This window comes from Polaribacter reichenbachii, assembly GCF_001975665.1.
GTDB classification, from domain to species: Bacteria; Bacteroidota; Bacteroidia; order Flavobacteriales; family Flavobacteriaceae; genus Polaribacter; species Polaribacter reichenbachii.
The window spans coordinates 3,922,664-3,943,112 of the sequence record NZ_CP019419.1 but is presented as its reverse complement, the minus strand read 5'-3'; the positions used below and the strand labels follow the sequence as shown (position 1 = coordinate 3,943,112).

Genomic DNA, 20,449 nt, shown 5'->3' with positions numbered 1-20,449 from the left:
GCTTTTTTTTAATCACAATAATCACAATCTGGTAAATTTAGCTGTTGTTGTAATTGTTTGTAATAGGCACACTGGCTAGCTAAGGCTTCTGTTTCCCCATTACATTTGTAAGCGTAAGCAGCTTGGCATTGATAATCGTATTGATTGTCTATATTACTTGGTCCATTATAATCGCCACAAGCAACAGTTTCTACAACATTATCATCTTCATCTTCTAAACCAAATAATTCTTCACAACTCGAAAAACTAACAGTTACTAGAGTTAAAAATGCCAACAATAAAAATTTCACTTTTTTCATGATAAATAGTTTTTAGTTAATAATCTCAAATGTATTTGAACTTATTAATCGAAACAATACCTATCTTTAGGTAAAATTATTATTAGTTTAATTTTTTCTTTTTAGTTTGTAAAACCCAAGTAGCATTAAACCCAAAATGAAAATTACCATCTTTAGCATTAAAATTATTTCTGGTTTGAGTAATAAAAGTGTCTTCGGCAAAATTTCGGGCATTTGTCATTTGAAATTGTAACATTAAATGACTCAATTCCCAATTTATACCTATCATAAAAGCATTATAATTTTCTATAGATTTTATTGGGTTAGTTACATAAAAATATTCAGATACAATAGAAGCGTGTCCTCCAATTTTATGTCTACCACCAAATGCAATTGCAAACTGATTTTTATCATTATCTATTAACGGATTTTCTGCTTTTTGTATAAAAGTAGGTGCAACTTGTAAAGAAAGTTCTGTATTTATTTTTCTTGCAATTAAAACCTGGCTGGTAAAGGCATATTTGCTAGACGTTGTGCTATTGTTTTGTTGATTATAGTTGCTATACATACTTGTTGTTTTTCTATGAGAAACACCTTGAACCAAGGTAATGCTGACCAATCCTTTATTCGAGTTCTGACGTTGTTTTAATAGTTTATATTTAAAAAAACCGTCAGTAATTTTATCGTAGTTCGTGTAGCCTAAACCAAAAGTAAAATTATCTGAAAAAGCATAGTCTAAACCATAACGAATGCTCACTTTATCTGCTAAAAAACGTTGTCCTTTAAAATCAGGAATATTCCAATATCTATTATAAAAAGCAATTTCTAAAATTCCTTTTTTACGTGTTTCAATAGAATGCCCTAAACCAATTCTAGTAGTTTTAAAAGTGGCAATTTCATATATTGGTTTGTTTGGGAATTCGTTTTCTAATTGGTCTAGTAAACCTTGTGAGTTTGTAGAAAAATGCATCAATAGCATACAAAATAAGAACAGTTTAAATAGGTGTTTATTCTTCATAAGGTTTGTATTGAAAGTTGAATTGTATAGCAATGGTTTTGGCAATATTACTTGATAAAATTGGTGGAATTTTAATATCAAAATCGTTAACTAAAAGATCAAAAGAACCAGAAAGTGTATAATTACCATTATTATTTAAAATGGTGGTTTTAATATCTATCTCTTTTGTTATGCCATGGATGGTTATTTTTCCGCGAATAATTCTGGTTTGATTTTGCATCGTTTTTGCATCAAAATCAATAATTTTTCCTTCAAAATTTGCTTTCGGAAAAATATCAGACTCTATATAACTTTCGTTAAAATGCTCGTACATTAAATCTTTTTTAAAAACAAAAGCACGCATTAACATACTAATTGCAATTTCTTGTTTTTCTAGATCTAATATACTGAGAACTTGATTGTTTTTGGCTTCAATATTTTCTACAGAGGTATAAGAAAAAAAAGAAATTTGTCCTTGCCTTGCAATAAATTGATGCTCTTTTACATTAAAGTCAGCAAGCGTTATAATCAGAAAAAAAAATGGTAATAGTTTATTCATTGATTGGTAAATCTATAGCGCAATTTAAAAATATAACATCTTTTAAAAAACCTTTGCAAATGCCTTTTACTTTAATTTTTTGATGTTGCTTTAGTTGATGTATTTTTTCTTTTTGATTTGGGTTGATATCGCAAATTACTCCAAATGTTTCAGAATTACTATTTAAAATAATGGTATTTCTATCATTTAAATAGGTAATTTCTTTAATTGTACCAGTAATTTCGATAATTTTTCCAGTATATAAAAGGTTTGCTTTCTTTTCGTTGTTGGTAAAACTGCTTACTAAATCTGAGGCTTTTAAATTATAATCAGTAAGCTTATTTTCAATGCTTTTACTATCCGATTTAAAAATAGGATTATAAAAATACAGAATATTCAGTACAACTATTAAAAGAATACCTATGCCATAAAAAATATTTTTAGTTTTCATATGATATCAAAGAAAAAGAAAACTATTGTTTTTAAGAAACAAAAATCTATGAAAGCGAAAAAAATACTTTAAAGAGGAATAAACCTTGACAATAAGATAAGAATAGTGGTATATTTCGACATTCAATTTTTAAATGAAAAAAGACAAACTTTATTTTTTAACCTTTTTATCTATTGCTGCCATTTTTTTATTGGTTGCGCTATTTGCATCTAAATATTTTATTAAAGTTAGTGCAAATCAATTGATAGAAGTTCAAGTAGAATCTAGTAAAAGAGAAGCAAATGAAATTGCAAAACTTATCGATTTTCAATTATCATCAGGCATTAAAAAAGGTGAAATTGTAAAAAACATTCAGCAAATTATAGAAAATACAAATACAGATAGTTGGTTTATAAGTGTTTTTAATTGGAGTGGAAAAGAGGTTGCAAATCCAGATAAAACAAAAGTTGGTCAGTTAGTTAGCTCAAATCAAACTTTATTAGCTTCTTTAAAAGAGAAAAACAATTCTGATAATTTATACGATTTGTTAGTAAATCCAATTACAAATTCATCATCAGAAATTATTCATATTTCACCCATTAAAAATTCTGATTTAATAATTGCTGCGAACGTAAATATTAAAAGTATTTCGATTCAAATGAATACTTTAAAAAGCAATTTTTACCTTATTTTTTTAGTAATGGGAATTTTAATAATTGTATTATCTTTTCTAGCAGTTAGAGTTCTTGGTAGTGCTTATGAAAAACAATTAGAATTAAGAAATACCAACTTAACATCAGAAGTTGTAAACCTTTCTAAGTTGAATACAGATTTGGTCTCTTACAAAGAAAAAGTAGCAGAAACACCAATAGAAATTATTAAAGAAGAAACTACAGAAAAAGAAAAAGAAAGAATTCTTACTTATGTTAGAAACGAACTTGTGCCAATTGCAACTAAAGATATTGCATACGTTTATACAGAAAATACAATAACTTATGTAGTTTGTTTCGATGGCAAAAGATCTACAACTAATTTGAGTTTAGATGATATGTATACCAATTTAAACTCCACTTTATTTTTTAGAGCTAACAGACAATTTATAATAAGTATTACAGCTATTGATAAAATTATTAAATACGGAAATAGTCAGTTAAAAATATTGTTGCAATCTAAAACATCCGAAGAAATAATTATCAGTAAAAACAAAGCTGCCGAATTTAAACAATGGCTAAGTATTTAACTTTTTTAGTAAATTTCTCTTTCCTTTTTAACTTATTTTTTTCCCTTTTAACCTTTTTTATTTCTCTTTCAAAGAACTTAATAGTTTATAAATAATTGTAAACCATTTATTTTACGGTATTACTAAAACCGAATTTAAATGAACAATCAACTAAAATTTAAAAAAACATTATTGATACTTTCTACAATAGTTTTTTTTGCTTCATGTTTAAAAAACGTAGAAGAAACTATTGAAGAAACACCAGAAACAGACCTTTGTGCTACAATTACCTATGCTCTTAGTATAAAACCAATTATAGATAATAATTGTATTCAATGTCATGGAACAGGAGGTAATTTTCCGAATTTAACAACATATAATGGAACAAGTGCAAATGCTAATAGTGTAAAAGCAGAAGTTGTAAGCAGAAGAATGCCACAAGGAGGCTCTTTAACTACTACAGAAATAGAAGCAATAAGTTGTTGGGTAGATGCTGGTGCATTAAATAATTAAAACTAGATGTTATGAATAAGAAAAAAATAATTCTATTAGTACTGCTTTTAGTAATAGTAGGTGCAGGTATAAGTTATAAAATGTACAATAAACCTCATAAAAATATTACAGAAACACCAGTAGATATTTACGTTTCTGCAGATACAATTTTAGAAGAATTTTCTTTGGATGAAAAAACTGCAAACTCAAAATATTTAGAAAAAATAATTGCAGTAAATGGTGCAATTTCTTCTTTAAAAATAGAAAATGGAAAAGGAATTATCACCTTAACAAGCAATAAAGATTTTGGTGGAGTTCTTTGTCATTTATCAGAAAAATCTAGCAAAAAAATAAACACTTTAAAAAACGGACAAATTATAACAGTTAAAGGTATTTGTACTGGCTATTTAATGGATGTTGTTCTGGTAAAATCAGAATTTTAATAAAATAAAATATACAAATATGAAAATTATACTTACGCTAATTAGCTGTTTTTTATGGGTTTCAATAACTCAGAGTCAAGGAAAATATTTAACTAAAAACGGTGCTATTACCTTTTTTTCTAAAGCACCTATGGAAGATATTACTGCAGATAACAATCAAGTTTTAAGCATTATCGATACTGATCATAGTAAAATGGCCATTTCAATTTTAATGAAATCGTTTCTGTTTAAAAAAGCATTAATGCAAGAACATTTTAACGAAAATTATGTGGAATCTGATAAATACCCTAAAGCAACTTTTAAAGGTGAAATTTTAGATTTTAATTCTGTAAATAATGTGCTTAGCACAAAACAAGTTAAAGGTGTTTTAACTATTCATGGGGTTTCTAAAGAAATTAATATTGATGCTAATTTTATAAAACAAAATAATACCATTTTAGTTTCTGGAGATTTTATGATAAATCTAGAAGATTTCAAAATTAAAATTCCTGCAATTGTAGCTAAAAATATAGCCAAAAAAATTAAAGTTACTTTTAAATTTAACCATAAACCTTATTAAAATAACTCTGTACAATGAAAAAAATATTATTAATTATTTTATTGATTTTTATAAACAATTCAATTTTTTCTCAAGACGATTTACTAGATATTTTAGAAGATGAAACACCAGAAAGTACCACAGATAATATTGTAACATCAACCTTTAAAGGAACAAGGATTTTAAATGGACATTCTATAGAAAATAGAAAAGACAGCGAATTAGAGTTTATAATTTCTCACAGATTTGGAGCCATAAATTTAGGTTTTGACGAACTTTTTGGCTTAGACCAATCTAACATTCGTTTTGCTCTAGAATATGGAGTTACAGATAATTTAACAGCTGGTTTTGGTAGAAGTAGTTTCGAGAAAACTTACGATTCTTTTTTAAAGTATAGTTGGGTAAAACAACGAAAAGGACAAAAATCATTTCCAGTAGCTATTTCACTATTTGGTAGTATTGCTGTAAAAACGATTAAGGATTACGATCCTGCAGATAAAAGATCTTTTGCAGAAAGTTTATCTTATGTTGGGCAGGTTTTAGTGGCAAGAAAGTTTAATGAGTCTTTTTCGTTTCAAATAACCCCTACTTACATTCATAGAAATACTGTTAAAATAGGAGCAGATCCCCATGATATTTTTGCAGTAGGTTTTGGAGGCAGATTAAAATTAAGCAAAAGAGTTTCTTTAAATAGTGAGTATTATTATGCTTTTGATGAGTCTGAATCTATAAATGCTAGAAATTCATTGGCTTTTGGTGTAGATATAGAAACTGGTGGCCATATATTTCAATTAATTTTATCAAATGCAATTACAATGATCGAAAAAAGTTTTATAGCCGAAAATACAGGTAATTTTTTTGGTGGTGATATTCATTTTGGATTTAACATTTCAAGAACTTTTTAATTTTAAAACAAAAAAACACTATGTTTCAAAGAAATTATACAGTAAAAGGAGAAGATGTAAACGATTTTATGGTGATGCAAAATGCAGCTTATTTAAACTATTCAACTAAAATTTTAGAAACATTTTTGTTTGTAAACGGGTTTACCAAAAGTAAACTTAACAATTTACAAGTTGGTTTGCAGAAAAAAAACGATCAAATTTTACAACACAAAAGATTGATATTTACAGAAGCTTTTTCTGTAGATTTAGAGTTTAAGAGCATTGCTTTTTCAAATCAAAAAATGAATGTATCTATACATTTTTATAATGATAAAAAGGAATTATGTACCACAATAACTAGAGAATTATTTTGGTTCGATTATACGAATTGGGTAAGTATAACTCCTCCAAAGGCAATCGCCAAATATTTTGTTGAGGTTAAAAATTATGGAAAAGTTGGGTAAAGAATTTAAGTGGTTTTATTTCAATTTTAATCTAAAGTTTTTATACCAACCTTGTATAAATTATTAAAAATGTCAAAAATTGTTTGAGCTTCTTTTTTTCTGATGGATATTGTGTATTCACAATCTAATTCCAATTTTTGATTTACAATATTGATGTTTTTTTCTTTAATAATGCGCATTACATTATTCATCATATCGTATTGAAAATTGAGTTTGTACAAAACATCAATTGTTTTTTCTACAATTTCTGAGGCTTCTAAAGTAATTTGTGCAGATGTTTTGTAAGCGCTAATTAAACCCCCAACACCAAGTTTTGTGCCTCCAAAATAACGAACTGAAACTATTAAAACATTGGTTACTTCAAAAGACTGAATTTGACCGTAAATTGGCAAACCTGCAGAATTATTAGGCTCTCCATCATCATTTGCTCTGTATTTAATGTCTTCAATTCCTATTTGGTAAGCATAACAAAAATGACGAGCAGCATGATGAGTTTTTCTTAAGTTTTCTAAACAATCTTTAACATCATCTTCATTTAAAACAGGAAAAGCATAACCAAAGAACTTACTACCTTTTTCTTTAAAAAGGGTTTCTGTAGATGGCTTTAGAATTGTTTTGTAGCTATCATTTTCCATTACGCCAAAGCTACAATTACAATTCCTAAAATTGCCAAAGCCACACCAATTTTATTTTTAATGCTAAACTGTTCTTTAAAAACCAAGAGACCAACTACGGTAGACACAATAACAATGGCAACATTATTAATAGTAAATAAAGTAGAGCTTTCAAAACCTTGAGTTTGCAAAGCTTTGATTAAAAATACAATCGAAAAATAATTTGGGACACCTAAAACAATACCAGCAAATATGTTTTTTACACCAAAAGCTTCTCTTTTTTTTAAGCTTTTAATTATTAAAACTATTGCAGCAAAAGCAGCAGCAATACCAAATAAACTACCAGAAAAAATAGAAACATCATTTTTTGGTACGTAATTAGATTCTACAAATTTTAAAATAGTATCAATAGCTCCAGAACCTAAAAACAAAAGCACTGGAAAAAGCAAACCTGCATTTTTAGAAACTGTAGATTTTTCTTTAACTGAAGCCAAATAAACTGATATTAAAGCAATAATAATACCTACTATTTTTAAAACTGTTACAGACTCGTTGTATAAAAAAACACCAAAAAAAACAGGAATTACAACAGACATTTTACCAGCAACAGAAGTTACAGAAACTCCATTTCTTTGCGCTGTCATTGCCATTACAAAAAATATAGAAACAAATAAAGCTCCCAAACAAGTTGCGCCAATAAACCAAGGTTGATTAGGTATTTCTGAAAAAGTAAAACTACTTTCTGTTAAAGCAAACCCCATTATAAAAGCAACAATATAATTTACAAAAATTGCTTTTAAAACATCAACTTTATAAATGCCAAAGTATTTAAAAATAACAAATAATCCTGTAGAAAAAAGGATGCTTAAAATTAGATATATCAATTCAAATTATTTTTTAAAAATAGTTCAGTTACATCATCTTTTTTAGGTGTTAAATTCCAAGTTTTAATGCCTAATGTATTCGCAGAATCCGTATTTTCTTTTAAATCATCTACAAACAAAGTTTCGTCTGCAATTAAATTGTTTTCTTTTAAAACAAACTCATAAATTTCTGTATCTGGTTTTCTAAAATGAATTTCATGAGATAAATAAAATTGCTCAAAACAGTTTTTAAATTCATTAAAGAAAGTTTCACCAACTGTATTAATAACAGATTTTATATGCAAATCATTTGTGTTACTTAATAAAAATAATCTGTATTTTTTGCTTGCAGCCAATTCTTTTAAAAAGTCTAAACGTTTTTTAGGGAAATCTAACAAAACAGCATTCCAAGCAGCAACTAAATCAGTTTTATTAATTTTAAATTTATCATAGTAAAAGTTGATAAAATCTTCAGTTGTTATTAATCCTTTTTCATATTTATGATAAACTGATATCATTTCTGGAGTAATATCAGTAACGCCTAAAGCAGCCATAGCTTTATAAGTGCCTTGTTTATCTAAATTGATAAAGATGTCTCCAAAATCGAAAATTATGTTTTTAATCATTGGTGTAAATTTTTAAAATATCGTTTTTTATTTTTCTTTCTGATGTAATTTTTGCTGATAAAATGGGGGCTTTTATTCCTGTATAAAAAGAATTGTCGCCAACAAAAACCAAAGCTTCATCCCAAAGATTGGCATCAATAAAAGTTTGTAGTGTTTGTGTGCCTCCTTCAATTATTACAGATTGAATTTTGTGTTTTTGTAAAACATCGCAAATTTGTTTTGCTATATTATTTGAGAAATCTATTTCTTCAAAAAACAAATTTTCTTTATTTTCTTGTTTTCTGATTCCTTTATTAATTAGCACAATTGTTTTTACGCTAGCATCAAAAATATGAACACTTTTTGGTATTCGTAAATTTTTATCTAAAACAATTCTAATAGGATTATTTCCAGACCAACTTCTAACATTTAACTTAGGGTTATCTGCAATAACTGTATTTGTACCCACTAAAATTGCCTGTTCTTTTGCTCTTAATTTGTGTACTAATTGTTGCGAATATTTGTTTGAAATCCAAACAGGAGCTTGTGTATCTTTTTCTAAAGGAGCAACAAAACCATCTTTGGTTTCTGCCCATTTTAAAATAATATAAGGTCTTTTTTTATCTTGAACAGTAAAAAATCTTTTATGATGTTTTCTGCATTCATCCTCTAAAACACCTACAATTACATTGATTCCTGCTTTTTTTAATCGTTCAATTCCTTTACCTGCAACTAAATCGTTGGTGTCTTTACAACCAATAACAACATTTTTAAATTGATGTTTTGCTAATAAATCTGCACAAGGTGGAGTTTTGCCAAAGTGAGAACAAGGTTCTAGCGTAACATAAATTGTAGCATTTTTTAAAACGGATTTATCTTTTACAGCATTAACTGCATTTACTTCTGCGTGACTTTCTCCATATTTAGAAGTAAAACCTTCTGCAATAATTTTGTTATTTAAAACAATTACAGCACCAACACTTGGGTTTGGTCTTGTAGAGCTAATTCCGTTTTTAGCAATCTGTAAACAGCGTTTTATGTAAATTTCGTGATTGATAATGTTTTGTTTTTTAGATCAGATAAAATGGATTTATTTTAAAACTTAATTTTTATTTCTTCGGTTTTATCAACAATAAATTCTTTTTTGAAACCGAAAACAACATATTCTAAATTCCCTTTTATTCTAACATTCACTTTTTTAGTGATAAAAGAATTTATCAAACCACCTAAAACTCCATTCTTATCAGAATTTAAAAGCTTTTTAGTAGGTACGTTTGCAGTTAGCGGAATCGTAAATTTATCTTTTGCAGGTACTTTAAATTCATCAGAAAAAACTTGAGCAATTTCAATTTCATTAACAAATATTGCAATATCATCCGTAGCAATTTTACCACCAACATCATTTGGGTTTTCAAAAAAAGCATTTGCACGCAGCTTAAGAGTGTCAGCAGCAAAACTTACTATTTTTACATCATCAACTTTTATAAAAATAGGTTGCTTTTTTACTGAACAATTAAAAAATAGTATTAAAAAACTTAAAAAATAGAATGCCTTTTTCATCAAAAGTATTTAAAAAAATAGGTAACTTGCTCTTGCAAAAATACAGTAATAAATGACAAGTACAGATTTTATCATTAGAGAAATAGAATCAAAAGATAATTTGCAAATGGCAAGTGTAGTTCGAAATGTTATTTTAGAAATGGGTGCACCAAAAGTGGGTACAGCTTATGAAGATAAAGCAACAGATGCAATGTTTGAAACTTATCAAAAAGAAAAAGCAGCCTATTTTGTGGTAGAATATAATAACAAAGTTGTTGGTGGAGCAGGAGTTGCACAATTAGATAATTTTGATGGAAATACGTGCGAGCTACAAAAAATGTATTTTTTGCCAATTGCAAGAGGTAAAGGTTTGGGTCCAAAACTAATTTCTGTTTGTTTAGAAAAAGCAAAAGAATTTGGTTTCGAAAACTGTTATTTAGAAACCTTACCATATATGGAAGCTGCTGTAAAATTGTACAAAAAATACGGTTTTAAAAATTTAGACAAACCAATGGGTAACACTTGCCATTATTCTTGTAGTGTTTGGATGCTAAAAGAAATTAAATAATATGATTTTTTATGTTTTAGGAGTTTTACATTTTGTTTTATTCAGTTGGGCATTTTACAATGTGCTGTATTTTGGTGTAAAACCTTCTAAATCTTTAAGTTGGATTTTAATTACTTTTTTCTTTCCATTTATAGGGGTTTTTGTGTTTGTTTTATTTGGAATTAACAGAAGAAAAATTAAGTTTTTTGAACTTAAAGAAACCAAAAAAAGAAAAAAACATATTAAAGATTCTTTTAAGGGTGAAGGGAATGCTAACCTCGATATTTTAGAAACCACACAACAAAAAAAGATTTCTCAACTCATTTATTCATCAACAAATAGTAATGTAGAAGATAAAAATGAAGTGGTTTTACTAAAAAACGGAAAAGAAACTTTTAAAGCATTAAATAAAGCTTTAAAAAATGCCAAAAAGTTTATTCATCTCCAATATTATATGATTGAAGATGGGCAAGTTTTAGACGAGATTATAGAAATTTTAGCCCAAAAAATTAAAGAGAATATTGAGGTTAGAATTATTTACGACACTTTTGGTAGTTATAAATTAAGTAAAAAATCTAAAAGAAAACTAAAAGATATTGATGTAAAATTATATCCAGAAACTCCTTTTAAATTTGGTAGTTTCTTGTTTTCTTTAAATTATAGGAATCATCGAAAAATTGCAGTAATAGATAATGAAATTGGTTTTGTTGGCGGAGTTAATATTTCTGATGAATATATTACAGATGATGATTTTTTAGGGATTTGGCAAGATACACACATACAAGTAAAAGGTTGCGCCGTAAACAGAATTCATAAAACTTTTTTAATGGATTATTATTATGCTACAAACAAAGATTTGAGTAATAATGAGAGCTATTTAACCCCTTGTAATGTAGAAGGGAATACAAAACTACAAATGGTTTCTAGTGGTCCAGATTATGAGCAATCTGTGGTTATGCAACAGTATTTAAGTTTTATAAATTTGGCTGAAAAAAGTATTTGTGTTTTAAATCCGTATTTTATACCTACTTTTTCAATTTTAGAAGCCTTTAAAATGGCAGCTTTAAGTGGAGTAGAAGTAACGTTGTTATTGCCAGCAAAAAGCGATTCTAAAGTGGCCAATTATAGTATGTATTCTTATTTTGAAGATTTGCTAAAAGCTGGAGTACATATTTATTTACGAGAAGATTTTTCTCACAGCAAAGTAATTTTTATCGATGATGAAATTATTTCTATTGGTTCTACAAATTTCGATTGCAGAAGTTTTGAACATAATTACGAACTCAATGCAATTCTTTTTGATAAAAAAATTACTCTAGAAGTAAAAGATGAGTTTGATGAACGAAAAAATAAAGCGAATAAAATAGATTATGATACGTTTAGAAAAAGATCAATCAAACAAAAAACATTAGAACGTCTTTGTCGTTTTTTTAGTCCATTATTATAATTGATATGATAGTAAAGCAATTCAGAACTCATTTTAAAAATGAGCTTTCAGAAGTTTATCCAACCACAGAAATCGATTCTTTTTTCTTTTTGCTGATAGATGAATATTTAGGTTTACAAAGAATTGACACGGTTTTAAAACCAGATTTTAAAATTGATGAAGCTAAACTATCAATTTTAAATAAAGCTTTACAAAGATTAAAAAATCAAGAACCTTTACAATACATTATTGGTAAAACCGAGTTTTATGGTTATCCTTTTTTTGTTGATAAAAATACTTTAATTCCAAGGCCAGAAACAGAAGAATTAGTAGAGTGGATTCTTAATGAAATTGAAAATTTAGACTTATCAGAAAATAAAAAACTCAATATTTTAGATATTGGTACAGGTTCTGGTTGTATACCAATATCATTAGCTAAAAATTTAAAAAACACTACAATTTCTTCAATTGATGTTTCTGCGGATGCTTTAAAAATGGCTAAAAAAAATGCAGAATTAAATAAAGTAAACATAAACTTTATTGAAAATGATATTTTAGCGACTAATAATTTGCCAGAAAGTTATGATATTATCGTTTCAAATCCACCTTATGTTAGAGAACTAGAAAAAGTGGAAATCCAAAATAATGTATTAGAAAATGAACCACATTTGGCTTTATTTGTTTCTGATGATGATCCTCTTATTTTTTATAATAAAATTGCAGAATTGGCAAAAAAACACCTTTCTAAAAGCGGAATTTTATTCTTTGAAATTAATCAATATTTAGGTAAAGAAACCCTAGAAATGTTAATAAAAAAAGGTTTTAAAAATGTTGAATTAAGAAAAGATTTATTTAAAAATGATAGAATGATAAAAGCTAATATTTAATTATTATTAACTTTAATACCCTAAACTTTCTAATAAATAATCAGGGCATCTTGTTGGTCTTTTAGTTTTCATATTTACAAAAGCCAATACAGTATTTCCTGTACAAATTAATTCATTATTTTGATTTGTTATTTTATAATCAAATTCAATTTTAACCATTGGTTTTTTTATTAAAATAGTTTCAATTGTTAAAACATCATCATACATAGCCGATTTTAAAAAATTAGACTTTAACGAAATTACTGGAAGCATTATTCCGCTTAATTCCATATATTTGTAAGTGACCCCCAATTCGCGTAACCATTCGGTTCTGCCCAATTCAAAAAATTGTGCATAATTACCATGATAAACTACGCCCATTTGGTCAGTTTCAGAATATCGAACTCTGGTTTTTGTTGAAAATTTTTTCAGAATTTGCATTTTATTTTTTGTGCATTCTACGTAAAAAATAATTAATAATCAATAGTAATTTCATTTTTTTATACTGAAATTTATTCACACTTTTGTAGTGCTTAAGAAAAAGGTCCAAAGGTTCTACAGATGAACCAAAATTAAGAGTTTAAAAAAAATTACACAGTAAATTAAATGAGTAACACTGCTGAATCCGTTTGGACTGACTGTCTGTCCTTTATAAAGGACAACATTAAGCCACAAGCTTATAAAACTTGGTTTGAACCTATAAAACCGGTAAAACTTTCTGGAGAAGCATTAACTATTCAAGTGCCTAGTAAATTTTTTTATGAATGGTTAGAAGAGCACTACATTAAACTATTAAGAGTTGCATTAGTAAGACAATTAGGTAATGATGCCAAATTGATTTATGATGTAAAAATGGAAAACAATTACAGTAGTAATAGACCGCAAATTGTTAAGATTCCGAGTTCTAATAGAGATCCTTTAAAACCGCAAAAAGTTACGGTTCCTTTAGAGTCTAATAAGAGAGAATTAAGAAATCCTTTTATAATTCCTGGATTACAAAAAGTTAAGATAGAATCACAATTAAATCCTAATTATAGTTTTGCAAACTTTATAGAAGGTGATTCTAATAGATTGGCACGTTCTGCAGGTATGGCTGTAGCAAATAAACCCGGTGGTACATCATTTAATCCATTATTAATTTATGGTGGAGTAGGTTTAGGTAAAACACATTTAGCACACGCTATTGGTGTAGATATTAAAGATAAATATCCAGATAAAACTGTTTTATATATTTCATCAGAAAAATTTACGCAACAATTTATAGATTCTGTAAAATCGAATACTAGAAATGATTTTATTCACTTCTATCAAATGATAGATGTTTTAATTATTGATGATGTTCAGTTTTTATCAGGTAAAGCTGGTACACAAGATGTATTCTTCCATATTTTTAATCATTTACATCAAAATGGAAAACAGGTAATTTTAACTTCGGATAAAGCGCCTGTAGATATGCAAGATATAGAACAACGCTTGTTATCTCGTTTTAAATGGGGTTTATCAGCAGAATTGCAATCGCCAGATTACGAAACAAGAATATCAATCTTACAAAATAAATTGTATAGAGATGGTGTAGAAATGCCAGAAGATATAGTTGAGTATGTTGCCAAAAATATAAAATCTAACGTTAGAGAATTAGAAGGTGTTTTAATTTCTATGATTGCTCAAGCTTCTTTTAATAGAAAAGAATTTTCTTTACAATTGGCTAAACAGATAGTAGATAAATTTGTAAAAAATACCAAAAAAGAGGTTTCTATAGATTATATTCAGAAAGAAGTTTCTAAGTATTTTGATATGGATGTGGCTACTTTACAATCTAAAACACGTAAACGTCATATTGTACAAGCACGTCAATTAGCTATGTATTTTGCTAAAAGATTAACTAAAACTTCTTTGGCAAGTATTGGTAACCAAATTGGGCAAAGAGATCATGCAACTGTATTACACGCTTGTAAAACTGTAGATAACCTTACAGAAACTGATAAACAATTCAGAAAATACGTTGATGATTTAACAAAGAAGTTAACGTTCTAAAAATTACATTTTAAATGATAAAAGTACTAATGGTTTGCTTGGGGAATATTTGTCGTTCGCCATTGGCAGAAGGTATTTTACAATCTAAAATAAATTCAGATACTATTTTTGTTGATTCTGCTGGTACAGGAGCCTATCATATTGGTAATTTACCAGATGAACGTTCTATAGAAGTTGCTGGAAAATATGGTATTAATATTACCAACCAAAGAGCAAGAAAATTTATAGTAGAAGATTTTGATAATTTCGATTTTATTTATCCAATGGATGAAAGTAATTATCAAAATATTTTAGCTTTAGCTAGAAATAAAGAGGATGAAAACAAAGTACAAATGATTTTGAACGAAGTTTATCCTAATGAAAATGCTTCAGTCCCAGATCCATATTATGGAGGGAAAGAGGGTTTTGAAAACGTTTATAAAATGTTAGATGAAGCTTGTGAAATCATTGCAAATAAATTGTCTTAATATATTTGTTTAAATTAGTATCTTAAAACTACAAAATGACTGGTAAACTCTATTTAATTCCAACAACTTTAGGAGAAGAAACAGAACCTTTAGAAGTAATGCCAATATCAGTTAAAAAAGTAATTGAAGAAATCAATTATTATATTGTAGAAAATGAAAAGTCTGCAAGAAGGTTTATCAAAAAAATAGCACCAAAAAAACCACAGCCCAATTTAACTATTAAATTGATAGATAAATATGCTGTTGAAGAAGAAACACAGACTTATTTAGATGTTTGTGCACAAGGCTTTAATGTGGGTTTACTTTCTGAAGCTGGTGTACCTGCAATTGCAGATCCTGGAGCAAGTATTGTAAAATTAGCGCATCAAAAAAATATACAGGTTGTGCCTTTAGTTGGGCCAAGTTCTATTTTAATGGCAATGATGAGTTCTGGTTTTAATGGGCAAAACTTTGCATTTAATGGGTATTTACCTATAGATAAAGGCGAAAGAAAAAGAGCTATTAAAGATTTAGAAAGAATTTCTATCGATAAAAATCAATCTCAAATTTTTATTGAAACTCCATACAGAAATGAAAAAATGTTAGCAGATTTAAAAGCAATTTTATCTCCACAAACTAATTTATGTATTGCTGCTGATATTACTTTATCATCAGAATATATAAAAACGATGGCTATTAAAGATTGGAAACATCAACAGCCTAATTTACACAAAAGACCTGCAATTTTTATAATTCAGAAGTAATAATGAGTAAGAGAAAAATAAACTACATTTTATATTTTATTACTTTTTTAATTGTTGTTTATTATCTATTAAATTTATCTGGAATCTTAGTTATATATAATAATCCAACCCCTTCAAATGAACCTAATATTCCACAAGGTTCTAGAAGTTTAGTAACTAATTTAGCTACACCAAAAAGAGGCGATTTTGTTTCCTATAACTTTAGTGATCAATATTCTGGAAAACATAAAAGAGTTCACAGATTAGTTGGTTTTGAAGGAGATAAAATTGAAATTAGAGATGGGCTTGTATTTGTAAATGACACAAATTTTGATGAAGATTTAAACCTTGTTCATTATTATAAGTTTTCTAAAATTAACCTTGAAAAAATATATGAAATAACACCAGATTACGCTTTTTCTTTTATGGAAAAAATAGATTCTATCAATTTAAAAACTTTAATACAAGATTCTGAAATATCGAAATTAAAATTTCCAGTAGATAGGATAATTGAGAATAAGGATTTTGTTGATTCTGAAGTTCAATCTATCTATAATAAGCCTTGGAATAAAGATAATTTTGGACCTTTAATTGTGCCAAAAAATAAAGTTTTTATTTTAGGTGATAATAGAGACGCTACTTTTGATTCTAGGAATATTGGTTTTATAGAAAAAGATGAAATTGTTGGTGTAATTATACAAGTTTTTTAAACTGTAGCCTTTCTGTCTGCACTAATAGAAGAAACATCGTAATTAGAGAATTTCTTTAAGTAAGATTGTATTGTTGCACCATAAGCATCAGCAAAACGTATGCTACCATTACTTCTTAAAAACTTCTTTACATTACCAGCACCACTTAAATGAGCAGCTGCTAAAATACCAGATTCTGTAATTTCTATACCATTAATAGTTTTACCTACAGAACGTTTAATATCTTTTCTTAAAATCCATTTATTAACTTTACACAAAGCTAAAAATGCTTTTTCTTGTTGTTCAGGATTTTGTAAAAAAGCTTCAGTATTGTATATTTTAAAACGTTGTAAAGTAGTTCTACCAAATTGATATTTACCAAGATAACCTAATGTGTTTACTACATTATATTTTCCTTGAGATTCTTTAAAAGCAACAGCTTCTTTAAAGGCAACATAATTATTTTGTAAATATGGAATATTATAATCCATATTAACAGGTAATATTTTTGTTTCCTTTGTAACAAAAGTTGTATTAACAGTAGCTTTTTTATCAGTAGAAATATTTACTGATGTAGCATTTACAAAAAGTACAAATACAATTGTTATTAATAAAAACTTCTTGATCATAAATAATCGTTTTATTTCGGCTGCAAATGTAAGGTTTAATTTGAATATGCTGAATATCAGTATATTAATTTCGTCGAAATTGTAAATTAGATAGGTGAAACGTCTTTTTATTAAGAAGATTGGAATACTATTACGTTTCGTATTGTGAATAAAATAATTTTTTTAGATATTTTATGAAATTAAATTTAGTGTAAGTTACCTATTTACCCCTTTTTTGTTCAACCAATTTTGATATTTAGCTGCATTTCTGTTATGTTGCGCCAAAGTTTTGGCAAAAGAGTGGTAACCAAACTTGTCTACATTTACGCACATATAAAAATAATCGTGTTTTTGAGCGTTTAAAACTCCGTCTATAGACGAAATATCTGGCATAGAAATTAAAGTAGGAGGTAAGCCTCTGTTTTTGTAAGTATTATAAGGTGAGTTGATTTCTAAATCCACATTTAAAACACGTTTTACAACATAATCTTGACCTTTAACTTCTTTAATACAATATATAATAGTTGGATCTGCTTGTAAAGGCCAACCGTTTTTTAATCGATTTAAATACAAGCCAGCAACAATTGGACGTTCAACTTTTTGTGCAGTTTCTTTTTGTACAATAGAAGCTAAAGTAATTACATCATCTTTAGTTAGCTTTAAAGCTTTAGCTTTTGCAAGTCGAGAAGCATTCCAAAAACGATTATATTCTCTTAATAATTTGTTTCTAAATTTATCAGCAGAAACTGTCCAATAAAATTCATAACTATTAGGAATACAAATTTGTAAAACAGATTTTTTATTCAGTTTGTTTTTGGTTAAAAACTCCTTTTCTGTAAATGAATTGATTATTGCTATAGAATCAAGTTCTAATTGTTCAGCAATTCTTCCTGCAAATTTTTCTAAAGTATCTTGGTTGTTAAATGATATCTTTAAAGCAGTCTGATTTCCACTTCTTAACATATTTACCAAATCGTTATTAGACATCCCTTGCTTTATTAAATAACGACCAGTTTTAGGTTTCGAAAAATTTTTCTTTGCAGCAACCCAAAGAAATGTATTAGGATTTTTAGAATAGTCTGCTATTTTTTCTTTTACATCAACTAAACTATCTGTACTATTTATAAAAAGTACGTAATCTTTGGTAATGGCTTCTCCAAATATTTTTTGATAATAATTATAACCTAAAATACCTCCTATTAAAAGGACAAAACCTAATGCGTATAAAATTTTTTTACCCAATTTACTTTTATTTTTTTTTTGATGGATGCAAAACTACTCTTTTATTAATTGAAATAAAATTTCATCTTTAAACTTTCTGTTTGATAAAATCCAATCTTTTTTAAGACCAACTTCTGCAAAATTATGTTTTTTAAATAAAGCTAAACTTTTCTCATTATCAGAAGTAATATTTGCATACAGCTGATGTAAGTCTAAATAAGAAAATGAATAGTTGATTAATAGAGATAAAGCTTCAGAAGCATAGCCTTTATTTTGATAATAAGGATGAATTAAAATACCAATTCCTGCTCTTTTATGTTGCGGATTAAAATCGAACAAATCGATCATACCTACTTGTTCTTTTTTTGATGATTCTTCAATTACCAAACGTAGTTGTTTGGTTTCATAAATATCTAAATGTGCATTTTCTAAATATTGCTTTAAAACATATCTAGAAAAAGGAGCTTGAGTATGGCTAACTTCCCAAAACATTTCATTGTTTTCTATAGTGTGTAGAAAATTTAAATCTTCTGGTTCTATTGCTCTTAAATTAAGGTTTTTGCCTTTTAACGTTTTCATTTATTATTTTTCTTGACCACATAGGGACATAGATTACATAGTTTTATTTGTCAGGTAATTCACTAAAAAAATCATTTACAAAAGTTTTCTGTCCTTGTTTAAAGATATTTAAACAATTAAAATTAACTAAAATCCCTTTTGGAGCTTTTAATAAATGCATATAAGTTAAAAGTTGAGCTTCAAATATAGGTTGAAATTCTTTTACAGATTTTAATTCTACAACCATACAATTTTCAATTACTAAATCTGCTCTAAATTTTGAATCAATTTTTTTACCTCTATATTTTACGCTAACATCGATTTCTGAAGTAAAAGAGATTTCGTTATATTTTAATTCTTCTATTAAACATTGATGATACACACTCTCTAATAATCTTGGACCTAATTCTTTATGAACATTTATACAACAACCCAAAAAAGCATAGGTTAATTCGTTTAAATATTGTTTGCTGATTTCCATAGTTTTTAGTGTAATATAGAAAAAAATAAATTTGTTTAATCTAAATTAGATTTAGTTAATAAAAATTCATTTATAAATAATGTTTCTTTTTAGAAACATTAAACTATGTAATCTATGTGCCTATGTGGTCAAAAAACAATACTATAGTTTATAGAGAAATATTTCCTTCAAAAACAAATTCAGCAGGTCCTTTTAAAAATACATTAGTATAAACACCATCATTTTCGGTAAAAGAAACTTGTAAAATTCCTCCTTCTACAGGTAAAGAAATAGAATTACTTTTTGTTTTATTTGTTTTGTGCATTGCAATTGCAACAGCAGTAACACCTGTTCCACAAGCTAAAGTTTCATCTTCTACACCTTTTTCATAAGTTCTTACCCTAAATGTGTTTTCATTAATTTGCTGCGCAAAATTTACATTACTACCAGGATCATCATAAGAATATCTAATTTTTTTACCATTCGCAAAAACAGGGTAATCATCTAATTCATCAACCATTTCTACGTGATGTTGAGTACCGGTATAAGCAAAAACAGAATTTTCTTTTACAATAATTTCATCAACATCAATCATATGAAGACTAATAATACCGTCATTAATTTCTGCATAATGTTTACCATCATATGCCAAAAAAGTTGTTTTGTTTTTAATGATGTTTAAATATTTTGCAAAAGCAACAGCACATCTACCTCCATTACCACAAAAAGTCTGACTACCATCAGCATTAAAATAAATCATTTTAAAATCGTAATCAGCATCATTTTCAATTAAAATAATGCCATCTGCACCAATACCAAAATGTCTGTCACAAATTTGTGAAATTTTGTCAGTATTGTTTTTTGGAAAGATTTTTGTTCTGTTATCTATCATAACAAAGTCGTTTCCTGTTCCTTGATATTTATAAAATGTCAAATTCATTGGGCAA

Annotated in this window: 28 protein-coding genes; 13 read left to right on the top strand and 15 right to left on the bottom strand. The window is 27.3% G+C overall.

What is annotated here, in order from left to right:
* Positions 1-8: 8 nt before the first annotated feature.
* The 4 genes from BW723_RS16835 to BW723_RS16820 form a co-directional block, all read right to left on the bottom strand.
* Entirely contained in the window at positions 9-299 is a 291-nt protein-coding gene (locus BW723_RS16835; RefSeq protein WP_068357536.1) for a hypothetical protein, read from the bottom strand.
* Positions 300-381: 82 nt separating this feature from the next.
* Positions 382-1,296 carry a DUF5777 family beta-barrel protein gene (locus BW723_RS16830; protein ID WP_068357539.1) on the bottom strand — a complete coding sequence of 305 codons (915 nt, stop codon included), beginning with the start codon at positions 1,294-1,296 and terminating at the stop codon, positions 382-384.
* On the bottom strand, positions 1,286-1,834 hold the full coding sequence (locus tag BW723_RS16825; RefSeq protein WP_068357542.1) for a YceI family protein: 549 nt from the start codon (positions 1,832-1,834) through the stop codon (positions 1,286-1,288). Before BW723_RS16825 ends, BW723_RS16830 begins: the two co-directional genes overlap by 11 nt.
* Positions 1,827-2,264 (bottom strand): OB-fold protein, encoded by a 438-nt coding sequence (locus tag BW723_RS16820; protein ID WP_068357545.1) that lies wholly within the window; start codon positions 2,262-2,264, stop codon positions 1,827-1,829. The genes BW723_RS16825 and BW723_RS16820 overlap by 8 nt, the downstream gene beginning before the upstream one ends.
* Before the next feature lie 133 nt (positions 2,265-2,397).
* Between BW723_RS16820 and BW723_RS16815 the strand changes: the two genes are divergently transcribed.
* From BW723_RS16815 to BW723_RS16790, 6 genes are all read left to right on the top strand, one after another.
* A complete protein-coding gene (locus BW723_RS16815; RefSeq protein WP_068357552.1) occupies positions 2,398-3,483 on the top strand; it encodes a LytR/AlgR family response regulator transcription factor in 1,086 nt (361 codons plus the stop codon).
* A 138-nt stretch (positions 3,484-3,621) separates the two neighbouring features.
* Entirely contained in the window at positions 3,622-3,975 is a 354-nt protein-coding gene (locus tag BW723_RS16810) for a c-type cytochrome (protein WP_068357557.1), read from the top strand.
* Between the two features lie 11 nt (positions 3,976-3,986).
* Positions 3,987-4,397, top strand: coding sequence for an OB-fold protein (locus BW723_RS16805; RefSeq protein WP_068357561.1), 411 nt, complete (start codon positions 3,987-3,989; stop codon positions 4,395-4,397).
* A 19-nt stretch (positions 4,398-4,416) separates the two neighbouring features.
* Positions 4,417-4,956: a YceI family protein gene (locus BW723_RS16800; RefSeq protein WP_068357564.1), complete on the top strand. Its 540-nt coding sequence runs from the start codon at positions 4,417-4,419 to the stop codon at positions 4,954-4,956.
* Positions 4,957-4,970: 14 nt separating this feature from the next.
* A complete protein-coding gene (locus BW723_RS16795; protein ID WP_068357567.1) occupies positions 4,971-5,840 on the top strand; it encodes a DUF5777 family beta-barrel protein in 870 nt (289 codons plus the stop codon).
* Positions 5,841-5,860: 20 nt separating this feature from the next.
* Positions 5,861-6,283, top strand: coding sequence for a thioesterase family protein (locus tag BW723_RS16790; RefSeq protein ID WP_068357569.1), 423 nt, complete (start codon positions 5,861-5,863; stop codon positions 6,281-6,283).
* A 26-nt stretch (positions 6,284-6,309) separates the two neighbouring features.
* Here BW723_RS16790 and BW723_RS16785 read toward each other — a convergent pair whose 3' ends face one another.
* From BW723_RS16785 to BW723_RS16765, 5 genes are read right to left on the bottom strand one after another with little or no spacing between them, the layout of a single operon-like run.
* Positions 6,310-6,918, bottom strand: coding sequence for an IMPACT family protein (locus BW723_RS16785; protein WP_068357572.1), 609 nt, complete (start codon positions 6,916-6,918; stop codon positions 6,310-6,312).
* The gene (locus BW723_RS16780) at positions 6,918-7,781 is read right to left on the bottom strand and encodes an EamA family transporter (RefSeq protein ID WP_068357575.1); all 864 of its coding nucleotides are present in this window, start codon (positions 7,779-7,781) and stop codon (positions 6,918-6,920) included. Before BW723_RS16780 ends, BW723_RS16785 begins: the two co-directional genes overlap by 1 nt.
* Entirely contained in the window at positions 7,778-8,386 is a 609-nt protein-coding gene (locus tag BW723_RS16775) for an HAD family hydrolase (protein WP_068357578.1), read from the bottom strand. Before BW723_RS16775 ends, BW723_RS16780 begins: the two co-directional genes overlap by 4 nt.
* Positions 8,379-9,425, bottom strand: a complete 1,047-nt coding sequence (gene ribD / locus BW723_RS16770; RefSeq protein ID WP_068357580.1) for a bifunctional diaminohydroxyphosphoribosylaminopyrimidine deaminase/5-amino-6-(5-phosphoribosylamino)uracil reductase RibD — start codon at positions 9,423-9,425, stop codon at positions 8,379-8,381. Before ribD ends, BW723_RS16775 begins: the two co-directional genes overlap by 8 nt.
* Positions 9,426-9,460: 35 nt before the next feature.
* Entirely contained in the window at positions 9,461-9,925 is a 465-nt protein-coding gene (locus BW723_RS16765) for an LEA type 2 family protein (protein WP_068357583.1), read from the bottom strand.
* Between the two features lie 52 nt (positions 9,926-9,977).
* On the opposite strand from BW723_RS16765, the gene BW723_RS16760 reads away from it, so the two are divergent.
* The 3 genes from BW723_RS16760 to prmC are packed head-to-tail and all read left to right on the top strand — an operon-like array spanning position 9,978 to position 12,764.
* Positions 9,978-10,472 carry a GNAT family N-acetyltransferase gene (locus BW723_RS16760; protein ID WP_068357586.1) on the top strand — a complete coding sequence of 165 codons (495 nt, stop codon included), beginning with the start codon at positions 9,978-9,980 and terminating at the stop codon, positions 10,470-10,472.
* A 1-nt stretch (position 10,473) separates the two neighbouring features.
* Positions 10,474-11,898, top strand: coding sequence for a cardiolipin synthase (gene cls / locus BW723_RS16755; protein WP_068357589.1), 1,425 nt, complete (start codon positions 10,474-10,476; stop codon positions 11,896-11,898).
* 5 nt (positions 11,899-11,903) lie between these two features.
* Complete coding sequence (gene prmC / locus BW723_RS16750) at positions 11,904-12,764, top strand: peptide chain release factor N(5)-glutamine methyltransferase (RefSeq protein WP_068357593.1); 861 nt, start codon at positions 11,904-11,906, stop codon at positions 12,762-12,764.
* A gap of 12 nt (positions 12,765-12,776) precedes the next feature.
* Here the strand turns inward: prmC and BW723_RS16745 are convergent, their stop codons facing one another.
* Positions 12,777-13,175: an acyl-CoA thioesterase gene (locus BW723_RS16745; protein ID WP_068357646.1), complete on the bottom strand. Its 399-nt coding sequence runs from the start codon at positions 13,173-13,175 to the stop codon at positions 12,777-12,779.
* A 174-nt stretch (positions 13,176-13,349) separates the two neighbouring features.
* Here BW723_RS16745 and dnaA point away from each other — a divergent pair, with 174 nt between their 5' ends.
* The 4 genes from dnaA to lepB are packed head-to-tail and all read left to right on the top strand — an operon-like array spanning position 13,350 to position 16,676.
* Positions 13,350-14,777 carry a chromosomal replication initiator protein DnaA gene (gene dnaA / locus BW723_RS16740; protein WP_068357596.1) on the top strand — a complete coding sequence of 476 codons (1,428 nt, stop codon included), beginning with the start codon at positions 13,350-13,352 and terminating at the stop codon, positions 14,775-14,777.
* Positions 14,778-14,791: 14 nt separating this feature from the next.
* Complete coding sequence (locus BW723_RS16735) at positions 14,792-15,244, top strand: low molecular weight protein-tyrosine-phosphatase (RefSeq protein ID WP_068357599.1); 453 nt, start codon at positions 14,792-14,794, stop codon at positions 15,242-15,244.
* A 35-nt stretch (positions 15,245-15,279) separates the two neighbouring features.
* Positions 15,280-15,987 carry an SAM-dependent methyltransferase gene (locus BW723_RS16730; RefSeq protein WP_068357604.1) on the top strand — a complete coding sequence of 236 codons (708 nt, stop codon included), beginning with the start codon at positions 15,280-15,282 and terminating at the stop codon, positions 15,985-15,987.
* 2 nt (positions 15,988-15,989) lie between these two features.
* On the top strand, positions 15,990-16,676 hold the full coding sequence (lepB, locus tag BW723_RS16725) for a signal peptidase I (protein ID WP_068357608.1): 687 nt from the start codon (positions 15,990-15,992) through the stop codon (positions 16,674-16,676).
* On the opposite strand, the gene BW723_RS16720 is transcribed toward lepB, so the two are convergent.
* The 5 genes from BW723_RS16720 to dapF all read right to left on the bottom strand — a co-directional run bounded on the left by BW723_RS16720 (position 16,673) and on the right by dapF (position 20,442).
* The gene (locus tag BW723_RS16720) at positions 16,673-17,284 is read right to left on the bottom strand and encodes a peptidoglycan-binding protein LysM (protein ID WP_068357612.1); all 612 of its coding nucleotides are present in this window, start codon (positions 17,282-17,284) and stop codon (positions 16,673-16,675) included. The genes lepB and BW723_RS16720 overlap by 4 nt on opposite strands.
* A 195-nt stretch (positions 17,285-17,479) precedes the next feature.
* The gene (gene mltG / locus BW723_RS16715; protein ID WP_068357615.1) at positions 17,480-18,505 is read right to left on the bottom strand and encodes an endolytic transglycosylase MltG; all 1,026 of its coding nucleotides are present in this window, start codon (positions 18,503-18,505) and stop codon (positions 17,480-17,482) included.
* Positions 18,506-18,538: 33 nt separating this feature from the next.
* Complete coding sequence (locus tag BW723_RS16710) at positions 18,539-19,063, bottom strand: GNAT family N-acetyltransferase (protein ID WP_068357622.1); 525 nt, start codon at positions 19,061-19,063, stop codon at positions 18,539-18,541.
* Between the two features lie 43 nt (positions 19,064-19,106).
* Positions 19,107-19,523, bottom strand: a complete 417-nt coding sequence (locus BW723_RS16705; protein ID WP_068357627.1) for a GxxExxY protein — start codon at positions 19,521-19,523, stop codon at positions 19,107-19,109.
* 148 nt (positions 19,524-19,671) lie between these two features.
* Entirely contained in the window at positions 19,672-20,442 is a 771-nt protein-coding gene (gene dapF, locus BW723_RS16700) for a diaminopimelate epimerase (protein WP_068357629.1), read from the bottom strand.
* Between the last annotated feature and the right edge of the window lie 7 nt (positions 20,443-20,449).

What these genes read in the sequence shown, in the direction of transcription:
- BW723_RS16825 (WP_068357542.1), bottom strand. Translation starts at nt 1,834, where the DNA reads ATGAATAAACTATTACCATTTTTTTTTCTGATTATAACGCTTGCTGAC.
- dapF (WP_068357629.1), bottom strand. Translation starts at nt 20,442, where the DNA reads ATGAATTTGACATTTTATAAATATCAAGGAACAGGAAACGACTTTGTT.
- BW723_RS16805 (WP_068357561.1), top strand. Translation starts at nt 3,987, where the DNA reads ATGAATAAGAAAAAAATAATTCTATTAGTACTGCTTTTAGTAATAGTA.
- BW723_RS16775 (WP_068357578.1), bottom strand. Translation starts at nt 8,386, where the DNA reads ATGATTAAAAACATAATTTTCGATTTTGGAGACATCTTTATCAATTTA.
- BW723_RS16835 (WP_068357536.1), bottom strand. Translation starts at nt 299, where the DNA reads ATGAAAAAAGTGAAATTTTTATTGTTGGCATTTTTAACTCTAGTAACT.
- BW723_RS16730 (WP_068357604.1), top strand. Translation starts at nt 15,280, where the DNA reads ATGACTGGTAAACTCTATTTAATTCCAACAACTTTAGGAGAAGAAACA.
- BW723_RS16790 (WP_068357569.1), top strand. Translation starts at nt 5,861, where the DNA reads ATGTTTCAAAGAAATTATACAGTAAAAGGAGAAGATGTAAACGATTTT.
- BW723_RS16760 (WP_068357586.1), top strand. Translation starts at nt 9,978, where the DNA reads ATGACAAGTACAGATTTTATCATTAGAGAAATAGAATCAAAAGATAAT.
- dnaA (WP_068357596.1), top strand. Translation starts at nt 13,350, where the DNA reads ATGAGTAACACTGCTGAATCCGTTTGGACTGACTGTCTGTCCTTTATA.
- BW723_RS16720 (WP_068357612.1), bottom strand. Translation starts at nt 17,284, where the DNA reads ATGATCAAGAAGTTTTTATTAATAACAATTGTATTTGTACTTTTTGTA.
- cls (WP_068357589.1), top strand. Translation starts at nt 10,474, where the DNA reads ATGATTTTTTATGTTTTAGGAGTTTTACATTTTGTTTTATTCAGTTGG.
- BW723_RS16815 (WP_068357552.1), top strand. Translation starts at nt 2,398, where the DNA reads ATGAAAAAAGACAAACTTTATTTTTTAACCTTTTTATCTATTGCTGCC.
- BW723_RS16735 (WP_068357599.1), top strand. Translation starts at nt 14,792, where the DNA reads ATGATAAAAGTACTAATGGTTTGCTTGGGGAATATTTGTCGTTCGCCA.
- BW723_RS16710 (WP_068357622.1), bottom strand. Translation starts at nt 19,063, where the DNA reads ATGAAAACGTTAAAAGGCAAAAACCTTAATTTAAGAGCAATAGAACCA.
- lepB (WP_068357608.1), top strand. Translation starts at nt 15,990, where the DNA reads ATGAGTAAGAGAAAAATAAACTACATTTTATATTTTATTACTTTTTTA.
- prmC (WP_068357593.1), top strand. Translation starts at nt 11,904, where the DNA reads ATGATAGTAAAGCAATTCAGAACTCATTTTAAAAATGAGCTTTCAGAA.
- BW723_RS16830 (WP_068357539.1), bottom strand. Translation starts at nt 1,296, where the DNA reads ATGAAGAATAAACACCTATTTAAACTGTTCTTATTTTGTATGCTATTG.
- BW723_RS16800 (WP_068357564.1), top strand. Translation starts at nt 4,417, where the DNA reads ATGAAAATTATACTTACGCTAATTAGCTGTTTTTTATGGGTTTCAATA.
- BW723_RS16785 (WP_068357572.1), bottom strand. Translation starts at nt 6,918, where the DNA reads ATGGAAAATGATAGCTACAAAACAATTCTAAAGCCATCTACAGAAACC.
- BW723_RS16820 (WP_068357545.1), bottom strand. Translation starts at nt 2,264, where the DNA reads ATGAAAACTAAAAATATTTTTTATGGCATAGGTATTCTTTTAATAGTT.
- BW723_RS16810 (WP_068357557.1), top strand. Translation starts at nt 3,622, where the DNA reads ATGAACAATCAACTAAAATTTAAAAAAACATTATTGATACTTTCTACA.
- BW723_RS16795 (WP_068357567.1), top strand. Translation starts at nt 4,971, where the DNA reads ATGAAAAAAATATTATTAATTATTTTATTGATTTTTATAAACAATTCA.
- BW723_RS16705 (WP_068357627.1), bottom strand. Translation starts at nt 19,523, where the DNA reads ATGGAAATCAGCAAACAATATTTAAACGAATTAACCTATGCTTTTTTG.
- BW723_RS16765 (WP_068357583.1), bottom strand. Translation starts at nt 9,925, where the DNA reads ATGAAAAAGGCATTCTATTTTTTAAGTTTTTTAATACTATTTTTTAAT.